15 protein-coding genes, 1 tRNA gene and 1 pseudogene are annotated in these 14,314 nt (G+C 35.2%); 15 read left to right on the top strand and 2 right to left on the bottom strand.

The genetic code is table 11. From position 1 onward, the window contains the following. Window positions 1-56: 56 nt before the first annotated feature. The 4 genes and pseudogenes from QFZ72_RS21855 to QFZ72_RS21845 all read left to right on the top strand — a co-directional run bounded on the left by QFZ72_RS21855 (window position 57) and on the right by QFZ72_RS21845 (window position 1,439). Window positions 57-362 (top strand): hypothetical protein, encoded by a 306-nt coding sequence (locus QFZ72_RS21855; protein ID WP_307437771.1) that lies wholly within the window; start codon window positions 57-59, stop codon window positions 360-362. A gap of 291 nt (window positions 363-653) precedes the next feature. After that, a pseudogene (locus QFZ72_RS29615) lies at window positions 654-775 on the top strand (hypothetical protein); the annotation flags it as partial. A gap of 282 nt (window positions 776-1,057) precedes the next feature. Continuing rightward, window positions 1,058-1,129: transfer RNA gene (locus QFZ72_RS21850), tRNA-Ser, on the top strand. Window positions 1,130-1,259: 130 nt separating this feature from the next. After that, complete coding sequence (locus tag QFZ72_RS21845) at window positions 1,260-1,439, top strand: hypothetical protein (RefSeq protein WP_307437768.1); 180 nt, start codon at window positions 1,260-1,262, stop codon at window positions 1,437-1,439. Between the two features lie 436 nt (window positions 1,440-1,875). Here QFZ72_RS21845 and QFZ72_RS21840 read toward each other — a convergent pair whose 3' ends face one another. Continuing rightward, complete coding sequence (locus tag QFZ72_RS21840; RefSeq protein ID WP_307437766.1) at window positions 1,876-2,304, bottom strand: CHRD domain-containing protein; 429 nt, start codon at window positions 2,302-2,304, stop codon at window positions 1,876-1,878. 561 nt (window positions 2,305-2,865) lie between these two features. On the opposite strand from QFZ72_RS21840, the gene QFZ72_RS21835 reads away from it, so the two are divergent. Continuing rightward, complete coding sequence (locus QFZ72_RS21835) at window positions 2,866-3,330, top strand: YsnF/AvaK domain-containing protein (protein WP_307437764.1); 465 nt, start codon at window positions 2,866-2,868, stop codon at window positions 3,328-3,330. A 72-nt stretch (window positions 3,331-3,402) separates the two neighbouring features. After that, the gene (locus QFZ72_RS21830; protein ID WP_307437762.1) at window positions 3,403-3,930 is read left to right on the top strand and encodes a YsnF/AvaK domain-containing protein; all 528 of its coding nucleotides are present in this window, start codon (window positions 3,403-3,405) and stop codon (window positions 3,928-3,930) included. A 167-nt stretch (window positions 3,931-4,097) separates the two neighbouring features. On the opposite strand, the gene QFZ72_RS21825 is transcribed toward QFZ72_RS21830, so the two are convergent. Next, window positions 4,098-4,298, bottom strand: coding sequence for a hypothetical protein (locus QFZ72_RS21825; protein ID WP_307437759.1), 201 nt, complete (start codon window positions 4,296-4,298; stop codon window positions 4,098-4,100). Window positions 4,299-4,572: 274 nt separating this feature from the next. Here QFZ72_RS21825 and QFZ72_RS21820 point away from each other — a divergent pair, with 274 nt between their 5' ends. The 9 genes from QFZ72_RS21820 to QFZ72_RS21780 all read left to right on the top strand — a co-directional run bounded on the left by QFZ72_RS21820 (window position 4,573) and on the right by QFZ72_RS21780 (window position 14,303). Then, window positions 4,573-5,085 (top strand): DUF3189 family protein, encoded by a 513-nt coding sequence (locus tag QFZ72_RS21820; RefSeq protein WP_307437757.1) that lies wholly within the window; start codon window positions 4,573-4,575, stop codon window positions 5,083-5,085. A gap of 1,457 nt (window positions 5,086-6,542) precedes the next feature. Beyond that, window positions 6,543-7,868 (top strand): S8 family peptidase, encoded by a 1,326-nt coding sequence (locus QFZ72_RS21815; protein WP_307437755.1) that lies wholly within the window; start codon window positions 6,543-6,545, stop codon window positions 7,866-7,868. 506 nt (window positions 7,869-8,374) lie between these two features. Further along, window positions 8,375-8,716 (top strand): metal-sensitive transcriptional regulator, encoded by a 342-nt coding sequence (locus QFZ72_RS21810; protein ID WP_307437753.1) that lies wholly within the window; start codon window positions 8,375-8,377, stop codon window positions 8,714-8,716. Between the two features lie 15 nt (window positions 8,717-8,731). After that, window positions 8,732-8,938: a copper chaperone CopZ gene (copZ, locus tag QFZ72_RS21805; RefSeq protein ID WP_307437751.1), complete on the top strand. Its 207-nt coding sequence runs from the start codon at window positions 8,732-8,734 to the stop codon at window positions 8,936-8,938. A gap of 258 nt (window positions 8,939-9,196) precedes the next feature. Next, window positions 9,197-11,617: a heavy metal translocating P-type ATPase gene (locus QFZ72_RS21800; protein ID WP_307437748.1), complete on the top strand. Its 2,421-nt coding sequence runs from the start codon at window positions 9,197-9,199 to the stop codon at window positions 11,615-11,617. A gap of 31 nt (window positions 11,618-11,648) precedes the next feature. Next, window positions 11,649-12,527 carry a hypothetical protein gene (locus tag QFZ72_RS21795; protein WP_307437745.1) on the top strand — a complete coding sequence of 293 codons (879 nt, stop codon included), beginning with the start codon at window positions 11,649-11,651 and terminating at the stop codon, window positions 12,525-12,527. 26 nt (window positions 12,528-12,553) lie between these two features. Then, window positions 12,554-12,889, top strand: coding sequence for a (2Fe-2S) ferredoxin domain-containing protein (locus tag QFZ72_RS21790; protein ID WP_307437742.1), 336 nt, complete (start codon window positions 12,554-12,556; stop codon window positions 12,887-12,889). 153 nt (window positions 12,890-13,042) lie between these two features. Continuing rightward, complete coding sequence (locus QFZ72_RS21785; protein ID WP_307437739.1) at window positions 13,043-13,291, top strand: hypothetical protein; 249 nt, start codon at window positions 13,043-13,045, stop codon at window positions 13,289-13,291. Window positions 13,292-13,532: 241 nt separating this feature from the next. Beyond that, window positions 13,533-14,303, top strand: coding sequence for a hypothetical protein (locus QFZ72_RS21780; protein ID WP_307437736.1), 771 nt, complete (start codon window positions 13,533-13,535; stop codon window positions 14,301-14,303). The last annotated feature ends 11 nt before the right edge of the window (window positions 14,304-14,314 follow it).

The raw sequence follows: 14,314 nt of genomic DNA, 5'->3' as shown, positions 1-14,314 counted from the left end.
GGGTGCTTTTCTTCAGTAAGACAACATAAATGATATTCCACAATCGGGGGCGTTAGTTGAGGAGGATAATAGCTTATCCTTACTATAATTGTGGTGAATTGCGTAAATTATTTTGGAAAAAGGGGGTATTAAAAATTCGTATACAAAACCAAATTGTTATTGAATGGATAATTGCAAAATATTATGAGGATTTCTCATTTGAAAAACGGCTTGAAAGTGCTATTAAAATGGAGATGGAACTCCATCCTCTAAAAGAAGGAGAAGCATTAGAGATTCATCAAGTCGTCTTTGTAGGTGAATTCAATAATGAAAAGGTATATTTAATTATTTTAAATATCGTACCGGAAAAAGTGACTAATTGATTTCGAAGTAACAAAAGGAGCTTATTCAACAATCGGGGGCTTTTCTGGAATATTCATGCAGCGATTAAAGTTCTGGTCTGAGTAATGTACTTGTTCAGATAATGTTATTGCTATTGAATGTTTTAAAAGAAGTTGGGGGCGCATCTAATAATCATCTTTTTGACCACATAATTGACCACATTTTAGCCGAAAAAAAGTGAAAATTTACGAATGGAACAAAACATCATTTTCAAAAAATTATAAGTTGGATATATATAAGTAAAATGAAAAAAACTGATCTCCCAAGGTAATAAAGTAAACATGTTTGCCTTGCTTGGTAACCGGGATTTGAAGAAGTGAAAGCAGAGCTTGAAAAACGATTGAAATATGAAGTTAAAAGGAGATGCGCGAATGGCACATCTCCTTTTTTGTGAAAACAGCCAACTGACAATTGAGATTAGTCCTTTTTACAATGAAAAACTTTAAAACGGAACCCCTTAAAATTAAATTGGCGTTTTTTCTTCTTTTATTAAATGACCCCAAAGTTTTTCTTCAGATTTATTAAGTATCTTTCCAATCACTAGGGCCACCCTTAATGTTTAGCGATATAACTGACCGAAAAACTGACCAAACTGACTGTAGATGCTTTTAAAGTTTCATAAAGTAGTAGAATGATGGTTTAAAATATACCGGTGCAAATGGATTTGTCCTGCACTGGCCTGAACGTGCCAAACTATCTTATTTCCTTGACAGGGAAGGGGTCGAGGGTTCGAATCCCTCACAGGTCATCAAGCGTATACGTATCAAGGGTTTTGCAAGGATTTTGCAAACTTAGTAAGAAAGTGGTCGCTGTTAGACCCTTTTCTTATAACTAAGACCACTAACCTTCTTAAAAAATAAGAAGGAAGTGGTCTTTTTATGTTATTAAAATTTGCTTTTCAAGATTTTAAAGAAGACAGAGAATATCAAAACTTATCTAAACAAACAATCAAAACGTATCAAATTATTTTAGGAGAGTTTCAAAAGTGTTGTGCTGAAAAGGAAGTTAAAAGAGAGGTTTTATCAAAAAATAGTATTCTGCCCCTACAATCGTGTTAAATATTCATCACGTATGATTCTACTTGAAAAACATGTCAATTGAGATGTTTTTACGTGTGAATGATCTAAATTATTCAACTAACTAGGCAGAAAAGTAAAGGAAGCAACTTGCCTTATTTGCTATAATAAATCACATTATTTAAAAGATGTTGCTATGGAATTCTCTATTTGTTAATTAAAATGGAGCCTTCCAGAAGAAGAGGAAGATGGTTTTTGTAATTCATCCTTTAAAAAATAAATTTTTCTTTGGAATGTTTATTAGATCAAAAATTCTAATAAAGAACCTATTTTGAATAGTGGGCATTTAATATCTTTCTTTAATGAGTCTTCAAATTAATGAAAGAACCTAATATAAATAGAGAAAAAGGATGACTTAAAAAATTCGTTATGTGCAACCTTTTGAGCCATCATCTTAATAAACTAACAGTGTGGAAATTTAAATTGGTACAATTTGACCTCTAATTTCACCTGATGGATTTTGTTCAGTATGAGCATTAGCATAAGTTAATTCTTGTTCCATGAATTTTAATAAATCTTCTACAGTTTCTATACCTTCGTCATTTTCTACAATATCGTCATCCGTAATAATTCCTGTAACAACGCCTCTTCTTGTCGTTATACCATTTTGCTCTTCAAGCGTTTCTAAGTCAGCACCAAAAAGGAACACTACTACAGGTCCATTTTTACCACGTTCACCAAAGTGGATGTGTGCTTGAACAAAGTTTTCAATGTTTTCAACTTCTAGTGCAAACTTTATCTTAGTTCTTTGTTTATTAGCTGCAAATTTTGCAAAACCAAAAGCATTAGTTTCAACAGGAGGGACTTCATTTTCACCTTTTAATCTTGCCTTAAAGAATTTTAGCATGTTAATCACCTCACTTTCATGTAATTAATCCAGTCTATGTAAGGTAATTTTGATTTGTATAGGTTGGGTAACTAAAGAATTTTTAGTTTAAACAATTGAATTGAAAATAAAGATAATTGTGTCAATCAGCATTTTATTCCAACAAAAATTATATTAATAACCATTAGAATTTGTGAAGAGTTGTACTTAAGCTAACGAGTGCTTTACTTCAATAAGGAGTAATCATAAGTCTCTGATGGATTAATACATCATAAATAACTTTAAAAACCATTGCATACGTTACATGATCCTATTTATATTCCGTCTTTGAAGCATTACTAAGTTGTTATTTTCATCTGCAATATGAATTTCATCATCCTTTTTTGTAAAAATAGCCATTCTTTTATTTTCTTTATCTATATTCGGCTTTAAACTTTTTACCATATCTCATTGGATGTAAAATACACCAAATGGCTTAGCAAAACCTTTTTTGAAACAGGCACCAAAATTCAAGCGCATATTTTCACTCACACAGGTAAAATTACTAATTGTACGATCCACATCCCTTAGGAGGTCATCAGCATGGGCTTTTTTGATTTTTTTAAAGAAGGAGAAACTCGAAAAAAGGTACGTGAAGTAGATCGCAATGCCGATACAGAATTTGCAGCAGAAGACATACATGTTAATCTTCGTGAGGAAGAATTGGACATCGACAAACACCGGGTGGAGACGGGTGATGTGACGCTTCATAAGGACATTGTTGAGGAAGAACAATCAGTGAATGTCCCTGTTTTCCATGATCAAGTCGTCATTAAACAAAGAGCTGTTGATCACGAACCAACAGATGAACCAATTAAAGAAGAAGAGATGGTTCACATTCCAGTAACTGAGGAAAAAATTGATGTAGAAAAGCATACAGTCGTCACTGGTGAAGTCTCTGCTCATAAACGTTCGGTTCAGGAAACAGAACAAGTACACGACGTACTTCGTAAAGAAGTTGCAGATGTTGAATCGCATGGTAATACAGATATTATCAAAGAGGACTAATTCCCTCACCTACTTAACTAAAAGTTAAGTAGGTTTTCTTCTCTTTAAATAAAAATAACTTTAGGAGGTCCTATGGGAAAGTATATTACTATTGGTGCGATAATCGGTAGCATAATCGGTTGGATAACAGGTTTTACAGTTGTAACAGGAATCGTTTTAGGAGCAATCGTTGGCGGCATTATTTATACAATGAAAGAGAAAAGGAACATCGACGGACCATCTGAAAAAACAAATGAAAATAAAGAAAAAAAGCTTCAATTACGAGAAGAGCAGCTGGACATAAAAAAAGAACGTGTACAAACGGGTGAAATAAAGATTCATAAAGAAGTCGTCGAAGAACAGAAAACGTTCACGGTTCCGATTAAGCGTGAAGAAATGGTAATAGAAGCAGGAAATGAGGAGGAACTTCGAATTCCTCTGAAAGAAGAAGAAGTTGAAATAAACAAACACCCTGTGCAAGTGAATGAAGTATCGGTTACAAAACGTCAAATAGAAGAAATGAAACAAATAAAGAAAAAGGTGAAAAAAGAAACAGCACACGTTGACGTTGCAGGTCAGGCAGATGTCATAAAAAAGCCGCTATCTGAAACGAAGGACTAAACCATTCCCCGTCATAGGTGGTGACAGGTGAAGGCGCTACCATAACTTTTGAGATCACCATCGTCTCACCAGCAACCAACCCGGGCTACTTTGATAACACCATTCCCTTGTGCGTTTCAAGGAATTGGCTCTTTGCTTTTTAGTATCTGTTATCAATAAAAAATATTTTACGATTTGTTTGTATTAGTCTTCTGGGTTTGGACGTTTTCGTCTACTCTATTACCGTCTGGATCTTCGAAAGGCTCTTCTATATCTTCCTCAAGCTCTTCTCCAGAAATTTCTGCCGGATCTGGATCAACGTTACATCCAACTGCCATCATAATGGATAAAAATATACCTGTTAGTATTAGAAGCCATTTTTTATTCATGGGCATTCCCCTTTCTTAATTTATGAATGACCTTTTAGGTCTTTGCTTATCCCTTATATGTATAAAATTATGAGTTGATTTTTTCAAAATGAAATAAGATGTAAGAGACAGCAAAAATAAAGTACCTATTGAAGATATACTGATTGTTTATAATTTAATAGCTGACTCCAAAGTCTTTATACTCTATTCAAAATTAGTTTACATAAACCGAATCGGTCAAGGAATAAATACCCATAATAAAAATAGATAAAATAATAAAGGATGATGATTTCCTATGATTTATATTTATAATGATTTTGGTGGTACACATACCACGGCTTTGGCTGCCGCATATCATTTAAAACAATTACCTCAATCAGAAAGAACACTAACTTCGGAAGAGATATTAAATGTAAAATATTTCAACCAACTAACGAAAGAGGATTTTGGAAAAATTATTTTTCACGGGAACGATGAAGATGGCAACTCAGTGTATACAATTGGACGGAAAAGAAACAAGCTTGTTGTTCCAGCATTAAAAGAATTGACTTTCCTACTACAAAATAAATTTCATATTAATGAAAAAATAGTGTTCTCCAATACATCACCAACTGTTCCAATTCTTATGTCATTAGGGGGATTTTTCTCGAGAGGATTGAAAATTGACTTTATAGGTGTCCCGTTATTAGTAAAAGGTGCCAAACAATGCTGTGATAATGTTTATCGGTTAGTTGAAAACACGAAACATGTTGGTAAAACTCCTTTCAATGAAACCGTGATTATTTTAGAAAATGAAATGTTTAAGTAATACAACAATATAGTAAAAAAAGATTTCCATACATAGCAAATCTTTATAAAAATTATAGTGGAAGGGTTTCCACACCCCGTTCTAGATGAAATTAATTTTTCCAGGGCCCCACACCCCTTCTAATAAAGGGGCAAATGCATATCAATGTTCAATTGAACATCCTCCATTAACTGAACTAAGTAACATCCTATTTAATTTCGATTTACCTCCTAATGAATCATAATACATTACTTTAAATATCCTTTCATTTAACTTCTTTTCATCATAGAGTTCAAATACATAGGTCATGTTCATTTTCACAGTATCAGTTCCTTTTCTAAATATAAAATATAGGAATGATGAGAATCTGTAAAAACGACAAAATCGTATTTTGTGAGTTAAAATTGTCAACAACACTTAATTTAGAGAGGTCCTTCTATTGGATAAAATCAAAAAAAACTTGATATTCAAGGGTTTTTTTTGATGGAGCATACCGGGATTGAACCGGTGACTTCTACGCTGCCAGTGTTAACTTCATGAATCTTGAAGTTTGCAGCTTTAAGAACTTTTAGGTCTCTTTCTAAGATTTCTGTAGCGATATGATTTATTAGAACTGACCAAACTGACCGCAAATGCTTTTAATGTTTCATAAAATAGTAGAATGGTGGTTTGAAAAATACTGGAACAAATGGATTTGTCATTAATTATCCTGAACTTACCCAACTATGCTATTTCCTTGACAGGGAAGGGGTAGGGGGTTCGAATTCCTCATAGGTCATAAGCCTATAAACGTTGATATAAAAGGGTTTCCCGGAAAGGGAGACCCTTTTATTTGCTATGGAAATAATTTAACTGACCAATTAATTTCTGACCTTTAAAAAGCAATTCCAGCGTCTGAATCCATCTTTTTAGTGAATTGTGTAGAAAAGTTCATAGTATTCTCAATAAATTTATGTCCAAGTCTTTCTTGGATAACTTTATACTAAAACCTACACTTAACAAATAGAACGCAGATAAATGTCGGAGGTCATGAAAAGCAATTTTCTTAAGGTCGTATCGCTTCACTATTCGTGCCACGAAGATAAAGTGTATGTACCCTTGAACTTGGAACGCGTTTGGAATAAATAAAAAAGCCTTATCTTAATTGAGAGGGGCTTAGCTTGTAGACAAAGTCCCATGTCTATAAGCTTTTTTTATTGTTCTATTAAAGTAGATTCTGTTTGAGGGGAAATTAACTTGAGGAGCATGTACCACACGTGGTGAGATCGGCCGTTTAACAAAGAGTAAATAGAAATCATCAATAATAAATGGCCAATTGACAAAGCAATATAAAAAGAAAATATATAAAAAATTTTTAGTGAAAATCCAGAGATTTTCACTTTTTTATTGTACAAATTTAATAGAATGTGGACAATTACCGTTCCTGTTCCTTTTACATTTCATAGAATATAACATCTTAGTTCAAGGAGGTTTTTTATTTGTTTGGATATTCTATGGTACAGACTGTTCGTTCACATTCTCATAAATTAGATAAGTCTTTGCGTGAGAAAGTATTAAATTTATATAAACCGTTTAAGTGGACACCTTGTTTTTTGCATAACATTTTAGAAGGGTATATTAAAAAGAATAAGAAAATGTCTGTCATTATCGAATTTGAGAAAGATTGTTTTGAAGAGGGGTGCTCAGAAGTCGATCATATTTTTACGAATCAAAGAAGATGTCAGATTAGAAATCAGTTTTCTGTCATTTCTTGCTGCAGTGCAGAGATTACACCATCAGTACTGGATGAGCTGCTCACAAGCTGTAACCACGTTAAAAAAATCTATTTAAATCGTGAAGTGAGGGCCTTGTTAGATGTCGCTGTCCCTTCAGCTAATGCTAAAAATGTGATTAGAAATGGGACAACTATAACGGGTGAAGGAATCACGATAGCCATTATTGATACAGGTATTTATCCCCATCAAGATCTTTCTGGAAGGATTACAGGATTCGTAGATTTGATAAATCAAAAGACGGAGCCTTATGATGATAATGGACATGGTACACATTGTGCGGGTGATGCGGCTGCAGATGGCTCCGCTTCTTCTGGGGTTTATAGTGGACCAGCTCTAAAAGCTAATGTCATCGGGGTAAAAGTATTGGATAAGTTAGGATCTGGTTCATTAGAGACCGTCATGCAAGGCGTGCAGTGGTGCATCGATTATAATGAACAAAATCCTGATCGGAAAATTCATATCATCAGCATGTCTTTAGGTGCAGCCGCACAGCAGTACAACAATGAAAATGATGATCCGATGGTTCAAATTGTAGAAGCAGCTTGGGCAAAAGGAATTGTCGTATGTGTTGCTGCAGGAAACGAGGGCCCAGAGGGTCAAACCATTGCGAGTCCAGGAATAAGCGATCAGGTTATTACAGTTGGCGCGCTGGATGACAGAGACTCAGCTGAAAGTAGAACAGATGATGATGTAGCAAGTTTTTCAAGCAGGGGGCCTACGATTTATGGGAATGTAAAACCCGATATACTAGCACCGGGTGTAAATATCGTATCATTACGTTCACCAAATTCTTATCTAGACAAGTTACAGAAATCAAATCGAGTCGGCTCTCAATATTTCGTATTATCCGGGACATCAATGGCAACACCGATCTGTGCAGGAATAGCGGCACTGATTCTGCAAAATAATCCTAACTTAACCCCCCAAGAAGTAAAGAGCTTATTAAAAAATGGGGCAGATTTATGGAAAGACAGAGATCCGAATGTTTATGGTGCAGGTTATATAAATGCTGAAAATGCTATTCTTTAATAAAAGCTGAAATATGCTTTCCCTTCTCCTAAACGAGAGGGGTTTTTATTTCGTATGGAAATACAATTTCATTCTTTTGTTAACATGTTGCGCTGGGGCGTATTGCCAGTATCTCAATTTCCCTTGGTACCCAAGAGCAAGGTATTCATATTCAATAAATTCTATTCACTTTTACAGGCTCCATTTTTGATGTTCATCTTTCTGAATTTAAATTTCATATCACGGATATCAATTCTAATGCGCTTGGTTTTTTTCCTCCTCCTCCTCCTCCTCCTCCATCTTTAAAGGCGTCCCACATCGGTAAGCAGGGATAAAACATAAGCCACTTATCATTCGCTTGAGAGACCGCGCCTTCTATATTTCCATTAAAACTTAAACGGATAAGCAAATGAAAGTGATTAAAACTGAGTAATTATTCAAAGGTTAAAAATGGGTAAGAAAATAAATGAATATGACTTTACATAGGATGGAGGGGTATGGTATATTATTTTCAAGGAGGGAAGTTAATGGAAAAAGAAATTGTAAAAATGGATCTTCCTATTGAGGATGACTGCTGTAATACTTCTTCCCGAAAAAGTCATCACTCAGATTCAGTAAAGAAAAATTTAGTAACCCGTTTAAATCGCGTCGAAGGTCAAATCAGGGGTATTAAAGGTCTTATAGAAAAAGATACTTATTGTGATGATGTTATTACACAAATAGCAGCGACTCAAGCAGCTCTTAACAGTGTTGCAAAAATTCTGCTTGAAGGCCATTTAAAGGGCTGTGTAGTTGACCGGATCAATGAGGGCGATATGGAAGTTCTTGATGAGTTTGTCGTAACGATACAAAAACTAATGAAAAAATAAAAGGAGAAGTGAAAAATGGAAAACGTAAAATTAAATGTAAGCGGAATGTCCTGCGGACACTGTGTAAAATCTATAGAAGGCAGTGTAGGGAAACTTGAAGGCGTTAGTGAAGTAAAAGTACATTTAGAAGATGGAAAAGTGGATGTTGCTTTTAACCAGGAAAAAGTTTCTTTAGATAAAATTAAAGAAACAATTGATGACCAAGGCTATGATGTTGAATAAAAAATGAGAGTGCTTTTTAAGCACTCCTTTTTCCCAAAAAAATATACCCCCATCAGGTATAAAGGTGTAGGTTGACTTAAATGAAGAAAAAGTAGATGTATCATTTGATTCGAAAGTGGTTTGACAGTATAGATTTTGCTGAGTAAATCGCCTAAAGATCAAAGCTGTCACTAAGGAACTGAAAAAACGAAATGTCTCGGCGGCACTTCCCTCAAAAATATACCCCACTATAGTATGTGGTGATAGGAGTGTAAGATTATGAGCGATAAAAAAGAAACAACACTTCAAATAGCTGGCATGACGTGTGCAGCTTGTGCGGTGAGAATAGAGAAAGGTATCAAAAAAATAGATGGAGTAGAGGATGCGAGCGTGAATTTCGCATTAGAAAAATCAAAAGTAACCTTTGATCCATCTAAATCAAATGTAAATCAGATTAAAGAAAAAGTGGAATCTTTAGGATACAAAGTAGTAAGTGAAAAAGCAGAATTCAATATAAGCGGAATGACATGTGCAGCGTGTGCTAATAAAATTGAAAAACGTTTAAATAAGTTAAATGGAGTACAAAATGCAACGGTAAATTTCGCCTTGGAATCTGCGTTAGTAGAATATAATCCGGATGAAGTTTCAATCGTTGATATGAAAGAGGCCATTAAGAAATTGGGCTATCGTTTAGAACAAAAGCAAGAAGCTGCAGGCGAAAAGGTTGATCATAGACAGAAAGAAATTGAAAAACAAACAGGAAAATTCATTTTCTCTTCTATTTTGTCTATCCCTTTACTTTGGGCGATGGTCAGTCATTTTGAATTTACATCTTTTATTTGGCTGCCAGAGATGTTTATGAATCCATGGGTACAGCTCGCGCTTGCTACTCCCGTTCAATTTTTAGTCGGCGGTCAATTTTACGTAGGTGCCTATAAAGCATTAAGAAATAAAAGTGCAAATATGGATGTTTTGGTGGCGCTTGGCACCTCTGCAGCTTATTTCTACAGTATCTACCTGAGCATTCAAACAATAGGTTCTGATGCACATATGGTGGAATTATATTTTGAAACAAGTGCGGTGTTAATTACCCTTATTATATTAGGTAAACTGTTTGAGGCAAAAGCAAAGGGACGTTCATCTGAAGCCATTAAGAAGCTTATGGGCATGCAGGCGAAAACGGCCACAGTGTTTAGAGACGGCCAAGAATTGAATGTGCCAATTGAAGAGGTAATCGCTGGTGATATCGTATACGTGAAACCAGGTGAAAAGGTACCTGTTGATGGTGAGATTTTTGAAGGACGATCTGCTCTTGATGAGTCAATGATTACAGGTGAAAGTATTCCTGTTGATAAAACAGCTGGAGATTTAGTAATAGGATCAACCATTAACAAAAATGGGTTTTTAAAGGTAAAGGCAACAAAGGTTGGGAAGGATACTGCCTTAGCGCAAATCATCAAAGTAGTTGAAGAAGCACAAGGATCAAAAGCTCCTATTCAACGCCTAGCCGACGTAATCTCTGGAATTTTTGTCCCAATTGTAGTTGGGATAGCCATTGTGACATTTCTAGTTTGGTACTTTGTTGTAAGCCCTGGAGAGTTTGCAGTAGCTCTTGAAAAGTTAATTGCCGTATTAGTTATCGCATGTCCATGTGCTCTAGGTCTAGCTACGCCTACGTCCATTATGGCAGGGTCCGGCCGCGCTGCAGAATATGGAATTTTGTTTAAAGGCGGGGAGCACCTTGAAACGACACATCGATTGGATACAGTGATCCTTGATAAAACGGGAACTGTAACAAATGGAAAACCAACACTTACAGATGTTATTCTTTCAAATGGATTTGAAGAAAAGGAATTTTTAAAGGTAGTCGGTGCTGCAGAAAGAAATTCTGAACATCCGTTAGCTGAGGCAATTGTCCAAGGCATTAAAGAAAAAGGGATTGAACTGGGAACCACTGAACATTTTGAAGCAATCCCTGGCTTTGGAATCGAATCTAAAGTTGAAGGTAAATCCTTGCTTATCGGAACGCGCCGTCTTATGGAGAAAAATAACATTGATGTTGCGAACATATTGCCTAAAATGGAAAACTTGGAAAAGCAAGGTAAGACCGCAATGCTAGTCGCAATTGATCATCAGTTTGCCGGTGTGATTGCTGTCGCAGATACAATTAAAGAAACTTCTCAAAAAGCGATTGAAAGGTTAAAAAAGATGGGTCTTGAGGTTGTTATGATTACAGGAGATAACAAGCAGACAGCTCAAGCAATTGCAAATGAAGTCGGAATTGACCATGTTATAGCAGAAGTTCTGCCAGAAGGAAAGGCAGAAGAAGTTAAAAAGCTTCAAAAAGCTGGAAAGAAAGTGGCGATGGTTGGTGATGGTATTAACGATGCACCAGCGTTAGCTACTGCAGATATAGGCATGGCAATCGGTACTGGTACTGATGTAGCAATGGAGGCTGCTGATATCACCTTAATCAGAGGAGACTTAAATAGTATTGCCGATGCCATCTATATGAGTAAAATGACGATTCGGAATATCAAGCAAAATCTTTTTTGGGCCTTTGCTTATAATGCTTTAGGAGTTCCAATTGCAGCACTGGGCTTTCTGGCACCATGGCTTGCAGGAGTAGCAATGGCATTTAGTTCAGTTTCCGTTGTTTTAAACGCACTCAGATTACAAAGGATTAAGCTAAAAGGATAATTTTATCTATTAAAAAGAGAGGAGTGTTTTTATGAAACAAAAAAAGATAGTTACCTGGGCGATTTCAGCCATTGTTTATCTCGGGTTAGTAATTGGCGGATATACCGTATATGCAAGTATGAATAATAATAATGATCACACTGATATCCACTCGGCTGCATCAAATAGTAACGAGAAAAAAGAAACTAGTACTGAGGAAGAGCATAGCGATGATCATACTAGTCAAAAAAGTGAGGGGACGGATTCTGGGCATTCAGATCATGCTGCTCGTTCAGAAAGTGAAGTGGTCACAAACGTAAAATATGAGGAAGGCTTAATTACCATTGATTTAAAGGATAAAGATCAAAATTCACCTAAATTAGAAATTTCACACGAAAAAATTATGCATTTGATTATTGTTAGTGCCGACTTGGAAGATTACTACCATTTACATCCTGAGGAAAAAGGAAATGGCATGTATACTCAGAAATTTGACCTACCTGAAAACTCTTATAAAGTGTTTGTTGATATTAAACCCAAAAACCTTGCCTATCAGGTTAGTCCTATAGAGCTGCATGTGGGGAAAGCTCATGGTGAACATGAGGAAAATTCACTAAAGGCTGATACTAACTTAACAAAAACAATCAATGAAAAGACAGTTGAATTAACAACTACAGAGCTAGGAATAAACAAAGAAGTTACGTTAAGTTTTGATACGAAAGGGATTACTCCAGAACCCTATCTGGGGGCTTTAGGCCATGTTGTTATTTTGGATGATAAGGGCGAGAAATTTGTTCACGTGCACCCTGCATCAGAAGAAAAGACAGTATTTGAAACAAAATTTGATAAACCTGGGATCTACAAAGTGTGGGGAGAATTTAAATTTGATGGTAAAGTAAATAGCTATCCATTTGTTATAGAGGTCAAATAAAAAGGGTAGAACAAAGGGGAATTTTTATGAACTTAGATGGGGTTAGCAAACATCTATTAATTTGCAGCGGGAAAACATGCACAAAGAATGGAGCAGAAGAAGTAACAGAGACCATTAGGGGAGAATTAAAAAACTTAGAGCTGCAAAAGGAGATTCACACAACAAAAACATTATGTAACGGCCAATGTAAGCATGGTCCAATCGCTGTTCTATATCCACAAGGAACCTGGTATAAAGAAATGAATAAAACAAAAAGTGAAGAACTTATTCGGCAATTAAAAGAAAATAACAATGTTCATTTGAGTTCTGAGCTTTATTACCATGATGGGAAAACATTTAAGAACCATGAAAGTGAACTGTAACATCTTATCTTTATATCGAAAAAGGCGTTTCTGTGTCACAGGACGCTTTTTCTGCTGGAATAAGTCCAGTAACAATTGCAATAAAGTCTAAGATGGGACACAAATTCAGGAATAGATTTGATTAAAGTCAGTCATCTTAACACTAAGGAGATGATGAAAATTATGCCAAGGAATGAACAAAATAGTGAAGCAACTCCCCATTTTGATGGAGAAAATGAAAACGTCATAAATGATTCAACAGCCATGCAAGGCAAGCAAATGGGAATAGTAATCACCGCTGACGAAGAATTCACTCAAGACCAAAACCCATTTCATTTTTCTAACATTCAGACGAATGAAAAGATGGAAGATTTTGAGAAAATTATGCGTGGAAATAAAATCGACAATAAAATCAAGAAGTAAACATAGCTCAGTAATATGAAAAAGACTCGTCAAATGGGCGAGTCTTTTGTGTTTATTCTTTGTCAGCTGCAATGTCAAAACCACTGTCATTTTAACTGTTTCTTTTGAAAAAACGCATCAGATTAAAAAGCTGCCTTTTTAATTTTTCAATAAAATTCTATTAAAATTAGTATAGATATTATGTGGGAAGAATTGGTATCATTACTTAAAGAAGAATTTGACAATGAGGGAGAACGGTTGGATGTGGAAAAAGCTAATAAAGATGCTGCAAGAAAATAAAGATAAGATTTATTACAGCATCATACTGATTTTCTTTGTTCTGGCGGTTGTATACGGAATAAAAGGATATTTTCATCATCAATCTATTCACGCTGTTAAAGATGGAAATGACCTTATAGGCAGAATTTTCTCACCGTTTATATTAGCCGTTCTGAGATTCGTCTTAGTTGTGCTTTTAGGAATTTTCGTTGCTATGATTGTCATTGCAACCCCTCTAAAGAGAATTAAAGTGATGCAATTTGAAGTGGAGTTTGCGGAAATAGCTAAACAGCAAGAAAAACAATTAAACCAATTTCATTTTATATCGTCTGTTCTGAAGTTGAATACTTACTTTATAGGAAGAGTGTCTTCCTATTCCCCGGTCCCATATGAAAGGACCATTCAAGAAATCTTAGCAAAATACGAAGAATTCTTTCAAAATGAACTTTTAATCAATATTCAAGCGCAAGTTTGGGAATATCAAGCGGGTGCTTCACCATTCTCGAATCCATATTACACAAATATAATGGATAGGCTGGTTCTTGAAACATCGCCTGACAAACAAGTTTTTATAAAGAATAAGGTATCTATTGACACCAATATTTTAATGGCAGTTAGAGAAGAGTTTGGGAAAAAGGTTATTATCCTCATAGAGAGTAAAGAGCACACATTTACAGATTATGATAAAGAAGTAATTACTAGTATTTTTGAATATGGAAAAAATATTTGTCATACAACCCTTCTAATCCCATAACTGCTTGAGTG

Origin of the sequence: Bacillus sp. V2I10, from assembly GCF_030817055.1 — a bacterium.
Taxonomy (GTDB): Bacteria; Bacillota; Bacilli; order Bacillales; family Bacillaceae; genus Bacillus_P.
This window is presented reverse-complemented; position numbering and strand designations above follow the sequence as displayed.